Consider the following 17,114-nt stretch of genomic DNA (forward strand, 5'->3'; position numbering starts at 1 on the left):
GGTGAGACCGTCGTCCTGCCGAGCCCCCAGGATCACTGTCCCTGGGGGCTTTCGCGCGCAGGCCATCCACCACTGTCCACCACCCCGTCGGAGGGGTAGCCCATGTTCCTGACCATCACCGCCACCGGTACTCCCGAGCGCCCGGCCACCGATCTCGGCTTCCTGCTGCACAAGCACCCGGATCGCGCGCAGGCGTTCACCACCTCCCATGGCACCGCGCACGTCTTCTACCCCGAGGCGGACGACCAGCGCTGCACGGCCGCGCTGCTCCTGGAGGTCGACGCGGTGGCGCTGGTGCGCAAGAACAGGAACAAGGGCAAGGGGCGCGGCGGCACACCACACATGGCGCTCGCGCAGTACGTCAACGACCGTCCGTACGCGGCCTCTTCACTGCTCGCGGTGGCGCTGAGCAGCGTGTTCTCCAGTGCGATCAAGGGGGTCTGCGCGGCGCGGCCCGAACGCGCGGGCCAGGCACTGCCGTTGCGCATCGAGATCCCCTCACTGCCCGCGCGCGGCGGCACCGGGCTCATACGCCGTCTGTTCGAGCCGCTCGGCTGGACGGTCGACGCCGTGCCGGTGATGCTGGACACGCAGTTCCCCGAGTGGGGCGAATCCCGTTACGTGGGCCTCGTCCTGGAGTCCTCGGAGCTGACGCTGGCCGAGGCGTTGCGGCACCTCTATGTCCTGCTGCCGGTGCTCGACGGTGCCAAGCACTACTGGGTCGCGGCGGACGAGGTCGACAAGCTGCTGCGCGCCGGTGAGGGCTGGCTGTCCGACCACCCCGAGCAGCAGTTGATCACCAACCGCTATCTGTCGCGCCGTTGGTCCCTGGCCCGTGAGGCGCGGGAGCGCCTGGAGCTGGTGCGGCTGGCCGAGGCGGACGACAGCGAGGTCGAGGAGATCGACAACGCGGTCGGGGAGGACACCGGGACGGGCGAGGAGGAGAACGGGGAGGCGACCGGCACCGGGCAGCCCACCGAGGCGACCGGTACCGACGAGAGCGTCGGCACCGGCGAAGAGCCGCAGGTGCCCGAGAAGCCCGCGTCCCTCGCCGTGCAGCGGCGGGACGCCATCGTCGCGGCGTTGCGGGCCTCCGATGCCGCGCGCGTGCTCGACCTCGGGTGCGGCGAGGGCCAGTTGGTGCAGACCCTGCTCAAGGACCCGGCGTTCACACAGATCGTCGGCGTCGATGTGTCGATGCGGGCGCTCACCATCGCCTCGCGGCGGCTGAAGCTGGACCGCATGGGGGAGCGGCAGTCCTCGCGCATCACCCTGTTCCAGGGCTCGCTCACCTACACCGACAACCGGCTCAAGGGCTACGACGCCGCTGTCCTGAGCGAGGTCATCGAACACCTCGACCTGCCCCGGCTGCCCGCCCTGGAGTACGCGGTGTTCGGCTCGGCCCGCCCGCGTACGGTGCTCGTGACGACCCCGAACGCCGAGTACAACGTCCGCTGGGAGACCCTCCCGGCCGGGCATGTCCGCCACAGCGACCACCGCTTCGAGTGGACCCGGGAGGAGTTCCGCGCCTGGGCCCGGCAGGTCGCCGAACAGCACGGCTACGGCGTCGAGTTCACCCCGGTGGGCCCCGACGACCCCGAGGTGGGCCCGCCCACCCAGATGGCCGTGTTCCACCTGCGTACGACGACCCCGACCCCGCACACCGTGAAGGAGGCGACGGCAGCATGACCGAGACCCAGGGACGCACCCTGCCCGTCACCGACCTCTCCCTCGTGGTCCTGATCGGCGCGACCGGATCGGGCAAGTCGACCTTCGCGCACCGGCACTTCCAGCCGACCGAGGTCCTCTCCTCGGACTTCTGCCGCGGCCTGGTGGCCGACGACGAGAACGACCAGAGCGCCAGCCGCGACGCCTTCGACGTGCTCCACTACGTCGCGGGCAAGCGCCTCGCGGCGGGCCGGCGCACGGTCGTCGACGCGACCAGCGTGCAGCAGGACAGCCGCCGCCAGCTCATCGAACTGGCCAAGCGGCACGACGTGTTGCCCATCGCGATCGTGCTCGACGTACCCGAGGAGGTGTGCGCCGAGCGCAACGCGGCCCGCACGGACCGGGCCGCCATGCCACGCCGGGTCGTCCGGCGCCACGTACGCGAACTGCGCCGCTCCCTCAGGCACTTGGAGCGGGAGGGCTTCCGCAAGGTGCACGTCCTGCGGGGCGTGGAGGAGATCGAGCACGCGACGGTCGTGACCGAGAAGCGGTTCAACGACCTGACCCACCTCACCGGCCCGTTCGACATCATCGGCGACATCCACGGCTGCTCCTTCGAACTGGAGGCGCTGCTCGGCAAGTTGGGCTACGTCGACGGGGTGCACCCGGAAGGCCGTACGGCCGTCTTCGTCGGCGACCTCGTGGACCGCGGCCCGGACAGTCCGGGCGTGCTGCGCCGCGTCATGGCGATGGTGGCGTCGGGCGACGCGCTGTGCGTGCCCGGCAACCACGAGAACAAGTACGGGCGTCACCTCAAGGGCCGCAAGGTCCAGCACACGCACGGACTCGCCGAGACGATCGAGCAGATGGAGGGCGAGAGCGAGGAGTTCCGGCAGCAGGTAAGGGAGTTCATCGAGGGGCTGGTCAGTCACTACGTCCTCGACGGCGGCCGACTGGTCGTCTGCCACGCCGGGCTGCCCGAGAAGTACCACGGCCGTACTTCTGGCCGGGTCCGCTCGCACGCGCTGTACGGCGACACCACCGGGGAGACGGACGAGTTCGGCCTGCCGGTGCGCTACCCCTGGGCCGAGGACTACCGGGGCAGCGCGGCCGTGGTGTACGGCCACACCCCCGTCCCGCAGGCCACCTGGCTGAACAACACCATCTGCCTGGACACGGGCGCCGTCTTCGGCGGCCGGCTGACCGCGCTGCGCTGGCCGGAGCGGGAGTTGGTCGACGTACCGGCCGAGCAGGTCTGGTACGAGCCGACCCGGCCGCTGGCCACCGAGGCGCCCGGCGGCCTCGACGGCCGCCCGCTCCAGTTGACGGACGTACAGGGCCGCCGGGTGGTCGAGACCCGGTACGCGGGCCGGATCACCGTCCGCGAGGAGAACGCGGCGGCGGCGCTGGAGGTCATGAGCCGTTTCGCGGTGGACCCACGTCTGCTGCCGTATCTGCCGCCGACGATGGCGCCGACCGCGACGTCGGACATCGAGGGCTATCTGGAGCACCCGGCCGAGGCGTTCGCGCAGTACCGGGAGGACGGGATCGCCCGGGTCGTGTGCGAGGAGAAGCACATGGGGTCGCGCGCGGTGGCCGTCGTGTGCAAGGACGCGGAGACCGCGAGCCGTCGCTTCGGCGTGGACGGCCCGACCGGCGCGCTGTACACCCGCACCGGACGGCCGTTCCTCGACGACGGGGCGATGACGGAGGGCATCCTGGACCGGCTGCGGGAGGCCGTCTCGGCGGCGGACCTGTGGCGGGAGCTGGAGACGGACTGGCTGCTGCTGGACGCGGAGCTGATGCCGTGGTCGCTGAAGGCGACCGGCCTGCTGCGCACGCAGTACGCGGCGGTCGGCGCGGCCTCCGGGGCGGTGTTCCCGGGCACGCTCGCCGCGATCGAGGGAGCGGCGGCGCGCGGCGTCGACGTGGCGGACCTGCTGGCCGGACAGCGCGAGCGGGCGTCGGCCGCGACGGCGTTCACCGAGGCCTACCGCCGCTACTGCTGGCCGACCGACGGCCTGGAGGGCGTGCGCCTCGCGCCTTTCCAGATCCTCGCGGTGCAGGGCCGCAGCCTGGCCGGGCTGCCCCACGACGAGCAGTTGGCGCTGATCGACCGGATGGTCGGACACGACGGCAGCGGGCTGCTGCGGACGACCCGTCGGCTGTTCGTGGACACCGAGGACCCGGAGTCCGTGCGCGCCGGTGTCGACTGGTGGCTGGAGATGACGGGCCGCGGCGGCGAGGGCATGGTCGTCAAGCCGGTCGAGGCGATCGTGCGGAGCGGCTCGGGCCACCTGGTGCAGCCGGGCATCAAGTGCCGTGGCCGCGAGTACCTCAGGATCATCTACGGTCCGGAGTACACCCGCCCCGAGAACCTGGCCCGGTTGCGGAACCGGTTCCTCGGACACAAGCGTTCGCTGGCCACGCGTGAGTACGCGCTCGGCCTGGAGGCCCTGGACCGGCTGGCGGCGGGCGAGCCGCTGTGGCGGGTGCACGAGGCCGTGTTCGCGGTACTGGCACTGGAGTCGGAGCCGGTCGACCCCCGTCTGTGACGGGATCGCCACCCAGCGCCGATGACGTGGTGCGCGGCCGGAGTGCCGCGCACCACAATCGCTTCCCGTTCGTGCCGTACGACGGATGAACGCGCGCCCGGCCGGTCAGGATGAAGGCATGGGATTCCATGTCGACTCCGAGGCCGGGCGCCTGCGCCGTGTCATCCTGCACCGGCCGGATCTCGAGCTCAAAAGGCTCACGCCCAGCAACAAGGACGCGCTTCTCTTCGACGACGTGCTGTGGGTGCGCCGGGCGCGCGCGGAGCACGACGGGTTCGCCGATGTGCTCCGTGACAGAGGGGTCGCCGTCCATCTCTTCGGCGATCTGCTCACCGAGACACTGGCGGTCCCGGCGGCCAGATCCCTGGTCCTGGGCCGCGTCTTCGACGAGAAGGAGTACGGCCCGCTCGCCACCGACCATCTGCGCGCCGCCTTCGAGAACCTGCCGGCCGCCGAACTCGCCGAGGTGCTCGTCGGCGGGATGACCAAACGGGAGTTCCTGGACGCCCACCCGGAACCGTCCTCGGTGCGGTTCCATGTGATGGACCTCGACGACTTCCTCCTCGGGCCCCTGCCCAACCACCTGTTCACCCGTGACACCTCCGCCTGGATCTACGACGGCGTCTCCATCAACGCCATGCGTCTGCCCGCGAGGCAGCGTGAGACCGTCCACTTCGAGGCGATCTACCGGCACCACCCGCTGTTCCGGGACGAGGCCTTCCAGGTCTGGTCCGAGGGGCAGGCCGACTACCCGTCCACCATCGAGGGCGGTGACGTCCTGGTCATCGGCAACGGCGCGGTGCTCATCGGCATGAGCGAGCGCACCACACCCCAGGCCGTCGAGATGCTCGCGCACAAGCTCTTCGCCGCCGGGTCGGCCCGGACCATCGTCGCGCTCGACATGCCGAAGCGCCGCGCGTTCATGCATCTCGACACCGTGATGACCATGGTCGACGGCGACACCTTCACCCAGTACGCGGGGCTCGGCATGCTCCGCTCGTACACCATCGAGCCGGGGGGCGACGACAAGGAGCTGAAGGTCACCGACCATCCGCCCGAGCACATGCACCGCGCGATCGCCGCCGCGCTCGGCCTGAGCGAGGTACGGGTGCTGACCGCCTCCCAGGACGTGCACGCGGCGGAGCGGGAACAGTGGGACGACGGCTGCAACGTCCTCGCGGTCGAGCCCGGGGTGGTCATCGCCTACGAGCGCAACGCCACCACCAACACGCATCTGCGCAAGCAGGGGATCGAGGTGATCGAGATCCCCGGGAGCGAGCTGGGCCGGGGGAGGGGCGGGCCCCGGTGCATGAGTTGTCCGGTGCAGAGAGATGCTGTTGGTGCATAGGCACCCACCGTGCCCACGTCGCTCCGTATAGAAATGTGAGGTCTCGTATACACTTACATTCGTTCCCCTGTTCGTCTTGCCTTTCGCACCTCTGGAGCGCCCTATGGCGACCGTCCCGACCGCCCTCGCGGGCCGCCACTTCCTCAAGGAGCTGGACTTCACCGCCGAGGAGTTCCGCGCGCTGATCGAGCTGGCCGCCGAGCTGAAGGCGGCCAAGAAGGCCGGGACCGAGCCGCAGTACCTCCAGGGCAAGAACATCGCGCTCGTCTTCGAGAAGACCTCGACGCGTACCCGCTGCGCGTTCGAGGTCGCGGCGGCCGACCAGGGGGCGCACACGACGTATCTCGACCCCGTCGGCTCGCAGATCGGGCACAAGGAGTCCGTCAAGGACACCGCCCGGGTGCTCGGCCGGATGTTCGACGCGATCGAGTACCGCGGGCACGGTCAGGGCGTCGTCGAGGAGCTGGCCACCCACGCCGGAGTCCCCGTCTACAACGGCCTCACCGACGAGTGGCACCCCACGCAGATGCTCGCCGACGTGCTCACCATGACCGAGCACTGCGACAAGCCGCTGACCGAGACGGCCTTCGCCTACCTCGGCGACGCCCGGTACAACATGGGCAACTCCTACCTCGTCACCGGCGCCCTGCTCGGCATGGACGTCCGCATCGTCGGCCCCCGGCTGCTGTGGCCGGACGACACCATCATCGAGGTGGCCCAGCATCTCGCCCAGACCTCCGGCGCCCGGATCACCCTCACCGAGGACGTCAAGGAAGGCGTACGCGGCACCGACTTCGTCGCCACCGACGTATGGGTGTCGATGGGCGAGCCCAAGCAGGTCTGGGACGAGCGCATAGCGCTGCTCGGCCCGTACGCCGTGACCATGGACGTGCTGCGCGCCACCGGCAACGACGACGTGAAGTTCCTCCACTGCCTCCCGGCCTTCCACGACCTCGGCACCGACGTCGGCCGCGAGATCCTCGAGCGGCACGGGCTGACCGAACTGGAGGTCACCGACGAGGTGTTCGAGTCCGAGCACTCCGTGGTCTTCGACGAGGCGGAGAACCGGATGCACACGATCAAGGCGGTCCTGGTCGCCACCCTCGGCTGACACGGTCTCCCCTCCCCCCAAGCCCCTTCCCGTACCATCCTCGGCGGGCCCGGAACCACCCCCTCCGCGCCCGCCGTGCGACCGCCCCCAGCTCTCGGCGTCCCCCCACGGACCCTTGAGCGACGGCACCCCTCCGGTCGCCCCGCACACCGAAAGAGCACCACCCCCATGCCCGGCTCACCCGCCAACCGCTTCCGTATCAAGTCCCCCACACGGCTCGTCGCCGAGGCAGGCGCCGACCTCGAAGGCCATGGCCTCAAGCGCCATATGGGCCTGTTCCACCTCGTCTGCTTCGGCGTCGGCGCGATCGTCGGCACCGGCATCTTCGTCGGGCTCTCCGAATCGGTCGCCCAGGCCGGTCCCGCGGTCGTCGTCTCCTTCGTGCTCGCCGCGATCACCTGCGTCTTCACCGCGTTCGCCTTCGCCGAGTTGGGTGGCGCGATCCCGGTCTCGGGCTCCTCGTACTCCTTCGCCTACGCGGGCCTCGGCGAGGGCACGGCCTTCCTGGTCGGCTGGTGTCTGCTGCTGGAGTACGGCATCTCGGTGTCCGCGGTCGCGGTCGGCTGGAGCCAGTACGTCAACGAGCTGCTGCACAGCCTCACCGGCTGGACGCTGCCCGCGGCGCTCTCCGCCGGACCGGGCGACGGCGGGATGATCAACCTTCCCGCCGTGATCGTGATCGCCCTCGCCTCCGTCCTGCTCGTGCGCGGCGTACGCGAGAGCGCGGGCGCCACGGCCGCCATGGCCATCCTCAAGCTCGTGATCCTCGTCGCCTTCTGCGTCATCGGGTACACCGCCTTCAAGGACGGCAACCTCACCCCGTTCTCCCCGGCCGGGCTCGGCGGCATCGGCGCCGGCACCACGGCCGCCTTCTTCTCGTACATCGGCTTCGACGCGATCACCACCGCGGGCGAGGAGGCCAAGAACCCCCGCCGCGACATCCCGGTCGCCATCCTCGTCTGCATCGGCGTGGTGACGCTGCTGTACTGCGCGGTCGCGCTCGCCGCGATCGGCGCCATCGGCGGCCCCGAGGTCGGCGGGCGGCCCGCCGCGCTGTCCTACGTCGTCAACCAGGTCACCGGCTCCACGATCGGCGGCGGTGTCATCGCCTTCGGCGCGGTCGTCGCCATCGCCTCGGTCGTCCTCGCCGTGATGTACGGCCAGACCCGCATCCTCATGTCGATGTCCCGGGACGGACTCATCCCGCGGGTGTTCGAACGCATCTCGCCGAAGACCTCGACGCCGGTGGCGGGCACGCTGCTCGTGGCGCTCGTCTTCGCGATCCCGGCGGCCTTCGCCTCGCTGGACTCCGTGGTCAACCTGTGCACCATCGGCACGCTCGCCATCATGGCCGTCGTCAACATCGCGGTCATGGCGCTGCGCCGCCGTGAGCCGGGCCTCGCCCGCACCTTCCGGGTGCCGCTCTACCCCGTGATGCCGCTGCTCGGCGTCGCGTTCTGCCTGTACCTGATCTACCAGACGGGCTGGACGACCTGGGCGCAGTTCGTGGCGTTCCTGGCGGTCGGATCCCTCGTGTACGTCCTCTACGGGCGTCGGCACTCGCGGCTGGCCGCGGGCACGGGCACGGCCGAGGTCACGCCGGACGCCACTGCCGTGGAAACACCGGCAGTCTGAACCACACCGCCTTGCCGGACGCGGTGAGGCGGTGGCCGCAGGACGAACTCAGGCTGCGGATCAGCAGCAGGCCCCGACCGTGCTCCTGCCACGGGTCGGGGTCCTCCACGACCGGCTGGGTCAGATTGCCGGGCGGCGCCGGGTCGGGGTCGTGCACCTCGACCTTGCAGCCCGTCGGCAGCAGCTCGACCACCAGCTCTATCGGACCCTCACCCGCGGCGTGCTCCACGGCGTTCGCGACCAGCTCCGCGGTGAGCAGCTCCGCGGTGTCACCGTCGGTCGTGTGCTCGACATCCGTCAGCGCCGTACGGACCAGGGCACGGGCGACGGGCACGGCCTCGGCGGTCTGGGGCAGGGCGACGCGCCAGAAGGCGGGTTCGGGGGGCTCGTACAAGGCGGATCCGTTCCTGGCGCGCAGGGTGTCCTGCTCTCCATATGAAGGGCATGGTACGGCGCGCCCCATACAGGGCGGTCGGCGGGGTTTCGCCCGGAAACCGCATCGTTTCCGGTGCGTCGATTCCGGTCTCTGCTGTCTCGTGAGGGCACTACCTCCACCGACGCCCCACAGAACCACGCAGTGCCCACCGTTACCGGGCTGTCGACAAGGCGTGACGAGACACCCGACCTTCTCGATCGGCCGAATCGTATCGCGTACTCGTGACGACAGTCACGAACAGGTGATAGCTTCGGGGTGGAGCAGACCAGAGCAGCAGTCCGGACACCGCCCGTCCGAGGAGGCAGCACGCCATGAGTCCCTTCACCGGCTCGGCCGCCCGCACATCCGACTGGCGGCACCTGCGGTGCGTCTGCGCCGACGGGGTCGCCACGGTCACCCTCGCCCGCCCGGAGAAGCTCAACGCCCTCACCTTCGGCGCCTACGCCGACCTGCGCGACCTGCTGGCCCAGCTCTCCCGGGAGCGGTCCGTCCGGGCCCTGGTGCTGGCCGGTGAGGGACGCGGCTTCTGCTCCGGCGGCGATGTCGACGAGATCATCGGCGCCACGCTGTCCATGGACACCGCCTCGCTGCTCGACTTCAACCGCATGACCGGACAGGTCGTACGCGCGGTACGGGAGTGCCCGTTCCCGGTGATCGCGGCCCTGCACGGGGTGGCCGCGGGCGCGGGCGCCGTCCTGGCGCTGGCCGCGGACTTCCGGGTGGCGGACCCCTCCGCCCGCTTCGCCTTCCTCTTCACCCAGGTCGGCCTCTCCGGCGGCGACATGGGCGCCGCCTATCTGCTGCCCCGCGTCGTCGGCCTCGGGCACGCCACCCGGCTGCTCATGCTGGGCGAGCCGGTGCGCGCCGCCGAGGCCGAGCGCATCGGGCTGATCAGCGAACTGACCGAGGAGGGCCGGGCCGACGAGGCCGCCCAGGCGCTGGCCCGCCGACTGGCCGACGGCCCGGCGCTCGCCCACGCCCAGACGAAGGCCCTGCTCACCGCGGAGTTGGACATGCCGCTGGCCGCCTCCGTCGAACTGGACGCCGCCACCCAGGCGTTGCTGATGAACGGCGAGGACTACGCCGAGTTCCACGCGGCGTTCAGCGAGAAGCGGGCCCCGAAGTGGCAGGGGAGGTAGCCATGACAGCGCTGCGCACGGAAGCGGGGCGGCCCCTGCGCGTGGCCGTCATCGGCGGCGGCCCCGGCGGGCTGTACACCGCCGCGCTGCTCAAACGCCTCGACCCCGCCCGTGAGATCACCGTCTGGGAGCGCAACGCCCCCGACGACACCTTCGGCTTCGGCGTCGTCCTCTCCGACGAGACCCTCGGCGGCATCGAACACGCCGACCCGGTCGTCCACGCGGCGCTGAAGGACGAGTTCGTGCGCTGGGACGACATCGACATCGTGCACCGGGGGACATGCCACACCTCGGGCGGCCACGGCTTCGCCGCGCTCGGCAGGCGGCGGCTCCTTCAGATCCTGCACGAGCGCTGCCGCTCCCTCGGCATCGACCTGCGCTTCCGCGCCGAAGTCCCGCATCCCGCCCGGCTCATGGCGGAGTACGACCTGGTGATCGCCGCCGACGGAGTGCACAGCGCCGCGCGCGAGGCGTACGCCGAGGAGTTCCGGCCCTCGATCGAGGAGCACCGCTGCCGCTACATCTGGCTCGCCGCGGACTTCGCCTTCGACGCGTTCCGCTTCGAGATCGCCGAGACCGAGCACGGCGTGATGCAACTGCACGGCTACCCCTACGCCCGCCCGTCCGCCGGGGCCGACACCCCCGCGGGCGCCTCCACGGTGATCATCGAGATGCGCGAGGAGGTCTGGCGGGCGGCCGGGTTCGCGGAGCTGGACACCGCCGAGACGATCGAGCGCTGCGCCAAGCTCTTCGCCGACGCCCTCCAGGGCAGGCCGCTGCGGTCCAACAACTCCGCCTGGACCGCCTTCCGTACGGTCGTCAACGCGCGCTGGTCGTACGACAACCTGGTCCTCCTCGGCGACGCCGCGCACACCGCGCACTTCTCGATCGGCTCCGGCACCAAGCTGGCGGTGGAGGACGCCCTCGCCCTGGTCGCCTGCCTGGAGGAACACCCCTCGCTGCGCGCGGCCCTCACCGCCTACGAGGAGGAGCGGCGCCCGGTCGTCGCCTCCACCCAGCGCGCGGCACGCGCCAGCCTCGAGTGGTTCGAGAACCTCGCCCTCTATCTCGACCAGCCCGCCCGCCAGTTCGCCTTCAACCTCCTCACCCGCAGCCGCCGGGTCACCCACGACAACCTGCGCCTGCGGGACGCCCGCTTCACCGAGGCGGTGGAGCGGGACTTCGGCTGCCCGCCCGGCACACCCCCGATGTTCACCCCCTTCCGGCTGCGCGGTCTGACCCTGCGCAACCGGGTGGTGGTCTCACCGATGGACATGTACTCCGCGCGCGACGGCGTCCCGGGCGACTTCCACCTCGTCCACCTGGGCGCACGGGCGCTCGGCGGAGCCGCGCTGGTCATGACCGAGATGGTGTGCGTGAGCCCCGAGGGCCGGATCACCCCGGGCTGCGCCGGGCTCTACACCGGGCGTCAGGCCGAGGCATGGCGCCGGATCACCGACTTCGCGCACGCGCAGGCGCCGGGCACCGCGATCGGCGTACAGCTCGGGCACAGCGGTCGCAAGGGCTCCACGAAGCTGATGTGGGAGGGCATGGACGAGCCGCTCCCGAGGGGCAACTGGCCGCTCGTGGCCGCCTCCCCGCTCCCGTACAAGCCGGACAGTCAGACACCGCGCGAGCTGACCCGCGCCCAACTGACCGATATCCGCGAGCAGTTCACGGCCGCCACCCATCGGGCCGCCCGCGCGGGCTTCGATCTCCTCGAACTCCACTGCGCCCACGGCTACTTGCTCTCCGGCTTCCTCTCGCCGCTCACCAACCGCCGCACCGACGCCTACGGCGGCACGCTGACCAAGCGGCTCCGCTTCCCCCTGGAGGTCTTCGACGCCGTGCGCGCGATGTGGCCCGAGGAGAAGCCGATGACCGTACGGATCTCCGCGAGCGACTGGGCCGAGGGCGGCACCACGGCCGAGGAGGCCGTCGAGATCGCCCGCGCCTTCGCCGCCCACGGCGCGGACGCGATCGATGTGTCGACGGGGCAGGTGGTGGCCGAGGAGCGGCCCGCGTTCGGGCGCTCGTACCAGACACCGTTCGCCGACCGGATCCGTCACGAGACCGGCATCCCGGTGATCGCCGTGGGCGCCATCTCGTCCTGGGACGACGTCAACTCCCTGATCCTGGCCGGACGTACGGATCTGTGCGCGCTCGCCCGGCCTCATCTGTACGACCCGCACTGGACGTTGCACGCGGCAACCGAGCAGGGCTACAGCGGACCCGGCGTCCAGTGGCCCGCGCCCTACCGGGCAGGCAGCCGACGCCCGCAGACCGGACGCACGGACGCGCCGAAACCCCGGCTCACGCTGGGGAGTTGAGCGGGCGTACCCAACAGGCCTTCGCTGACCGGGACTCAGACCCCGGCGAAGGCCGCCCCCGCGTCCCGCAACCGTTCGTGCAGCGCCCGGAAGACCTCGCTCGAACGGGCGCCCGGCCAGTCCTCCGGGAGCAGTTCGGCAGGCAACCCCGGATCGACGTACGGCAGATGGCGCCAGGAGTCCAGGGCGCGCAGATAGTCGCGGTACGCCTCCTCGGGCGGGGTGTCCTCGCGGCGCTGCCACGTCCGCAGCACCGGGGCGTGGCGGTCGAGGAAGGCCTCGTGCTGTTCGGCGAGCGCGGTCAGGTCCCACCAGCGGGCCACGGCCTGCGCGGTCGGCGCGAAGCCGAGGTGCTCACCGCGGAAGAAGTCCACATACGGGTCGAGATCCAGCCGCATCAGGGTGTGCCGGGTCTCCTCGTAGAGCCGGGCCGGGGCGATCCACACCCCGGGGGCCGCCGTTCCGAAGCCGAGCCCGGCGAGCCGGGAGCGCAGCAGATGCCGCTTCTGCCGCTGCGTCTCCGGTACCGAGAACACCGCGAGCACCCAGCCCTCGTCCCGCGGGGACGTCGTCGCGTACACGCGCCGGTCGCCGTCCTCCAGCAACTGCCGGGCGTCCGGGGACAGCGCGTACCCGGCCGCGCCCGTCGCGGTGCGCTCCGGTACGAGCAGCCCGCGCCGCTTGAGCCGCGACACCGACGAGCGGACGGAGGGCGCGTCGACGCCGACCGCGGCGAGCAGCCGGATCAGCTCGGCCACCGGAACCGGGCCGGGGACGAAACGGCCGTACGCGCCGTAGAAGGTGACGATGAGGGACCGGGGAGCGTGCTGATCGGACACGTTGATCACTCTAGATCGTCCGCGTCAGCCGGCACCGTCCGCGGGTGCCGACTTGACGTCCGTGCTCTCGTCCGTGCTCTCGTCCGTGCTCTCGTCCGCGCGCAGCCGGAACCGCTGGAGCTTGCCCGTCGCGGTACGCGGCAGCGCGTCCACGAAGAGGAACTCGCGCGGGCATTTGTACGGTGCCAACTCCGAGAGCAGGAAGGCCCGTAGCGCCTCCGGGTCACGGGACGCGCCCGCCCGGAGCACGGCGTACGCCACCACGATCTGCCCGCGCGTCGGGTCGGGCCGCCCGACGACCGCCGTCTCGATGACGTCGGGATGGCGCAGGAGGGCGTCCTCGACCTCGGGCCCGGCGATGTTGTAGCCCGCCGAGATGATCATGTCGTCGGCGCGCGCGACATAGCGGAAGTAGCCGTCGTGGCCCCGGACATAGGTGTCCCCGGTGATGTTCCAGCCGCCCCGCACGTACTGCCTTTGCCGCGCGTCGGCGAGATAGCGGCAGCCGATCGGGCCGCGCACCGCGAGCAGTCCGGGTTCGCCGTCGGGCAGGGGTCTGCCGTCGGCGTCCTGTATCCGTGCCTGCCATCCCGGCACCGGAACTCCCGTGGTTCCGGGGCGGATCAGGCCGTCCGCGGCGGAGATGAAGATGTGCAGCAGCTCGGTGGCGCCGATGCCGTTGATGACGCGCAGTCCGGTGCGCTCGTGCCAGGCGCGCCAGGTCGCCGCGGGGAGGTTCTCACCGGCCGACACACAGCGCCGCAGCGAGGTGATGTCGTGCCCGTCCAGGTCGTCGAGCATCGCGCGGTACGCGGTCGGCGCGGTGAAGAGTACGGAGACCCGGTGCGCGGCGATCGCGGGCAACAACTGCCGCGGGCCCGACTGTTCGAGCAGCAGGGCGCTGGCACCGGCCCGCAGCGGGAAGACCACGAGCCCGCCGAGCCCGAAGGTGAAGCCGAGCGGGGGGCTGCCCGCGAACACGTCGTCGGGGCGCGGCGCGAGGACATGGCGGGAGAAGGTGTCCGCGATGGCCAGCAGATCGCGATGGAAGTGCACACAGCCCTTCGGGCGCCCGGTGGTGCCCGAGGTGAAGGCGATCAGCGCCACGTCGTCCGCCGCCGTGTCCACGGGCGCGTACGGCTCCTCGGACGTGGGCAGTCGCGACAGGTCGTCCGGGCCGTCACCGCCGTAGGTGGTGAGACGCAGCCCGGGGACGTCGGCCTTCACCAGGTCGTCGGCCACGCGCGCGTCGCACAGCGCGTGGCTCACGCGGGCGATCTCGCAGATCGTGCGCAACTCGTGCGCGCGCTGCTGGGCCAGCACGGTGACGGCGACCGCGCCCGCCTTCAGCACGGCGAGCCAGCACGCGGCCAGCCGGGGGGTGGTGGGGCCGCGCAGCAGGACCCGGTTGCCCGGGACGACGCCGAGGTGGGAGGTGAGCGCGTGGGCGATCCGGTCGACCCGGGCGCGGAGCTGCCCGTACGTCCACACGTCGCCGTCCGCGGTACGGAAGGCGGGGCGCTCGGGGGCGGTGCGGGCGAGCAGTTCGACGGCGGCGTTCAGCCGTTCGGGGTAGCGCAGCTCGGGCAGGTCGAAGCGCAGCTCGGGCCACTGCTCGGGGGGCGGGAGGTGGTCGCGCGCGAAGGTGTCGACGTGGGCGGTGCGGATGGCCTCGGCCGACGTCGGTGCCGGCGCGGGGTCCGCGGTGTCCGTGGCGCTGGTGGCGTCCCTCGGGTCCATGGCGGTTCGCCCCTTGTCGTGGTGGGCTCCCTGGGCGTGGTGCGCTCGCGCATCGAGCGTATCGTGTTGGTGACGACAGTCAATGCTTCGCGATACGGTCGGAGGAACAGCCCGGCGCCCCCGGTGCGCCGTCAGGGAGAGGGGACCGGCCATGAGCGCATTCTCACTCGACCCGGCGCGCACCGCCTGGCGCGCCGAACTGCGCGCGGCGGCCGAGGAGCGGCTGCGCCCGCTCGCGGAGAAGGGCGAGCCGGGCCGCGTCAACCGCGCGCTCGTCGCCGAACTGGGTCAACTCGGTCTGCTGGAGCGGCTGTTCACCTCCGGCGCGCTCGACCTGTGCCTGATGCGGGAGTCCCTCGCGTACGCCTGCACGGAGGCGGAGACGGCACTCGCCCTCCAGGGCCTGGGCGCGTACCCCGTGCACGCGTACGGCACCGAGGCCCAACGCGACCGCTGGCTCCCCGGAGTCCGCGCCGGTTCCACGGTGGCGGCCTTCGCCCTGACGGAACCGGAGGCGGGCTCGGACGCGGGGGCACTCGCGTTGCGGGCGGAGCCGGACGGGCGTCGGGGCTGGCGGCTCACCGGGGAGAAGTGTTGGATCTCCAACGCCCCCGAGGCCGACTTCTACACGGTCTTCGCGCGGACCACCCCCGGCGCGGGTTCCCGTGGCGTGACCGCCTTCCTGGTGCCCGCCGACCGCACCGGCCTGACCGGCAGCGCGCTGGACATGCTCTCGCCGCACCCCATCGGCGCCCTCGCCTTCGACGCCGTACCCGTCACGACGGACGACCTCCTCGGCGAACCCGACCGCGGCTTCCGTGTCGCCATGGGCACCCTCAACCTCTTCCGCCCCAGCGTCGGCGCCTTCGCCCTGGGCATGGCACAGGCCGCCCTGGACGCGACCCTCGCCCACACCACACACCGGCAGGCGTTCGGCGGCGCGCTCAAGGACCTCCAGACCGTCTCCCACCAGGTCGCCGAGATGGCCCTGCGCACCGAGGCGGCCCGCCTCATGGTCTACGCGGCGGCGACGGCGTACGACGCGGACGCCCCGGACGTCCCACGCCGCGCCGCCATGGCGAAGCTGCTGGCCACCGAGACGGCGCAGTATGTCGTCGACACCGCCGTCCAGTTGCACGGCGCCCGCGCCCTGCGCCGCGGCCACCTTCTCGAACACCTCTACCGCGAGGTGCGCGCACCCCGGATCTACGAGGGCGCGAGCGAGGTCCAACGCGGCATCATCGCCAAGGAGTTGTACGCCACCGTGGAGGCATCGTGACCACCGAACGCACCGACCGGCCCGTCCTCTCGCGCGTCAACCCGCCCACGCTGTCCCGGCCGTCGGGCTTCAGCCACGCCGTGGTCGCCACCGGGTCCCGGGTGGTGTTCCTGGCGGGCCAGACCGCGCTCGACGCGGACGGCAAGGTCGTCGGCGCCACCCTGCCGGAGCAGTTCGAGCGGGCCCTGACCAACCTGCTCGACGCCCTGCGCGCCGCGGGCGGCACCCCCGCGGACCTCGCCCGCGTCACCGTCTACGCCACCGACGTGGCCGACTACCGTACCCACGCGCCCGAACTCGGCGCGGTCTGGCAGCGGTTGGCGGGCCGTGACTACCCCGCGATGGCGGTCGTCGGCATCACCCGCCTCTGGGACGAGGAAGCCATGGTCGAACTCGACGGATTCGCCGTCCTCGCGTAGCCCCCGCGCGGAAGCGGGACCCCAACTCGCCACCGAAGGGGTGACGATCACACCTCCGCGCCCGACCTCCCGGTACCTGTGGGAATCCCCCACACCAGGAGGTACTCCCATGTCCTTGCGCCATGCCCTCGGCGCGGTCGTCGCGGCCACCCTGCTCCTGTCCGCCGCCCCCGCCGCGGGCGCCACCTCCGGCTCGTACGACAGGCTGACGATCGACCCGACCGGACGCCTCACCCGCTACGGCCTGCTCACTCTCTCCGGCAGCTATCGCTGTCACAGAAGCCACGGCCCCGTCTTCGTCTCCTCCTCGATCTCCCAGCGCGACCCCCGGGTACGCCACGGCATCGGCGGCACCATGGCGATCTGCGACGGCACCTGGCACCGCTGGGCCAACTCGGAGCGCAACGAAGGCGTGTACCACCTGGGCCGGGCCTACGTCGAGGCCACCTTGCTGGAACTGAGGGCCACCGGGCTGCCGTTGCCCCACTTCCACGCGGTCGAGCGGAAGACCATCACCCTGACCAGACGCTGACCCGACACCACGAGCGACCCCGGCGCACCTGTGAACTCCCCGCCGCACGTGGCGCGTCGGGAGCGCCGGGCCGCATCGTCCAG

Annotated in this window: 13 protein-coding genes; 10 read left to right on the forward strand and 3 right to left on the reverse strand. The window is 71.7% G+C overall.

Annotated features, from left to right (window positions below):
• Positions 1–102 precede the first annotated feature (102 nt).
• From ACZ60T_RS17940 to ACZ60T_RS17960, 5 genes are all read left to right on the forward strand, one after another.
• Entirely contained in the window at positions 103–1,689 is a 1,587-nt protein-coding gene (locus ACZ60T_RS17940) for a 3' terminal RNA ribose 2'-O-methyltransferase Hen1 (protein WP_469666731.1), read from the forward strand.
• Positions 1,686–4,223, forward strand: coding sequence for a polynucleotide kinase-phosphatase (locus ACZ60T_RS17945; RefSeq protein WP_469666732.1), 2,538 nt, complete (start codon positions 1,686–1,688; stop codon positions 4,221–4,223). Before ACZ60T_RS17940 ends, ACZ60T_RS17945 begins: the two co-directional genes overlap by 4 nt.
• Positions 4,224–4,341: 118 nt before the next feature.
• Positions 4,342–5,571, forward strand: a complete 1,230-nt coding sequence (locus tag ACZ60T_RS17950) for an arginine deiminase (RefSeq protein ID WP_365623658.1) — start codon at positions 4,342–4,344, stop codon at positions 5,569–5,571.
• 103 nt (positions 5,572–5,674) lie between these two features.
• Positions 5,675–6,682, forward strand: coding sequence for an ornithine carbamoyltransferase (argF, locus tag ACZ60T_RS17955; protein WP_365623656.1), 1,008 nt, complete (start codon positions 5,675–5,677; stop codon positions 6,680–6,682).
• Positions 6,683–6,850: 168 nt separating this feature from the next.
• Complete coding sequence (locus ACZ60T_RS17960) at positions 6,851–8,317, forward strand: amino acid permease (protein WP_469666733.1); 1,467 nt, start codon at positions 6,851–6,853, stop codon at positions 8,315–8,317.
• On the opposite strand, the gene ACZ60T_RS17965 is transcribed toward ACZ60T_RS17960, so the two are convergent.
• Positions 8,277–8,780, reverse strand: a complete 504-nt coding sequence (locus ACZ60T_RS17965) for an ATP-binding protein (RefSeq protein ID WP_469666734.1) — start codon at positions 8,778–8,780, stop codon at positions 8,277–8,279. The two genes, ACZ60T_RS17960 and ACZ60T_RS17965, sit on opposite strands and share 41 nt — an antisense overlap.
• Positions 8,781–9,064: 284 nt before the next feature.
• Between ACZ60T_RS17965 and ACZ60T_RS17970 the strand changes: the two genes are divergently transcribed.
• Positions 9,065–9,892, forward strand: a complete 828-nt coding sequence (locus ACZ60T_RS17970; protein WP_365623650.1) for an enoyl-CoA hydratase family protein — start codon at positions 9,065–9,067, stop codon at positions 9,890–9,892.
• A 2-nt stretch (positions 9,893–9,894) separates the two neighbouring features.
• Complete coding sequence (locus ACZ60T_RS17975) at positions 9,895–12,222, forward strand: bifunctional salicylyl-CoA 5-hydroxylase/oxidoreductase (protein WP_469666735.1); 2,328 nt, start codon at positions 9,895–9,897, stop codon at positions 12,220–12,222.
• A 35-nt stretch (positions 12,223–12,257) separates the two neighbouring features.
• On the opposite strand, the gene ACZ60T_RS17980 is transcribed toward ACZ60T_RS17975, so the two are convergent.
• A complete protein-coding gene (locus tag ACZ60T_RS17980) occupies positions 12,258–13,070 on the reverse strand; it encodes a PaaX family transcriptional regulator (RefSeq protein WP_469666736.1) in 813 nt (270 codons plus the stop codon).
• Positions 13,071–13,085: 15 nt separating this feature from the next.
• Positions 13,086–14,801, reverse strand: coding sequence for an AMP-binding protein (locus ACZ60T_RS17985; protein ID WP_469666737.1), 1,716 nt, complete (start codon positions 14,799–14,801; stop codon positions 13,086–13,088).
• A gap of 151 nt (positions 14,802–14,952) precedes the next feature.
• On the opposite strand from ACZ60T_RS17985, the gene ACZ60T_RS17990 reads away from it, so the two are divergent.
• From ACZ60T_RS17990 to ACZ60T_RS18000, 3 genes are all read left to right on the forward strand, one after another.
• Positions 14,953–16,080 (forward strand): acyl-CoA dehydrogenase family protein, encoded by a 1,128-nt coding sequence (locus ACZ60T_RS17990; protein WP_365623642.1) that lies wholly within the window; start codon positions 14,953–14,955, stop codon positions 16,078–16,080.
• Entirely contained in the window at positions 16,077–16,499 is a 423-nt protein-coding gene (locus ACZ60T_RS17995) for a RidA family protein (RefSeq protein ID WP_469666738.1), read from the forward strand. Before ACZ60T_RS17990 ends, ACZ60T_RS17995 begins: the two co-directional genes overlap by 4 nt.
• Positions 16,500–16,608: 109 nt before the next feature.
• Positions 16,609–17,031 carry a DUF6299 family protein gene (locus ACZ60T_RS18000; RefSeq protein WP_469666739.1) on the forward strand — a complete coding sequence of 141 codons (423 nt, stop codon included), beginning with the start codon at positions 16,609–16,611 and terminating at the stop codon, positions 17,029–17,031.
• Positions 17,032–17,114: the final 83 nt, after the last annotated feature.

The organism is Streptomyces sp. NPDC104371 (assembly GCF_055583785.1).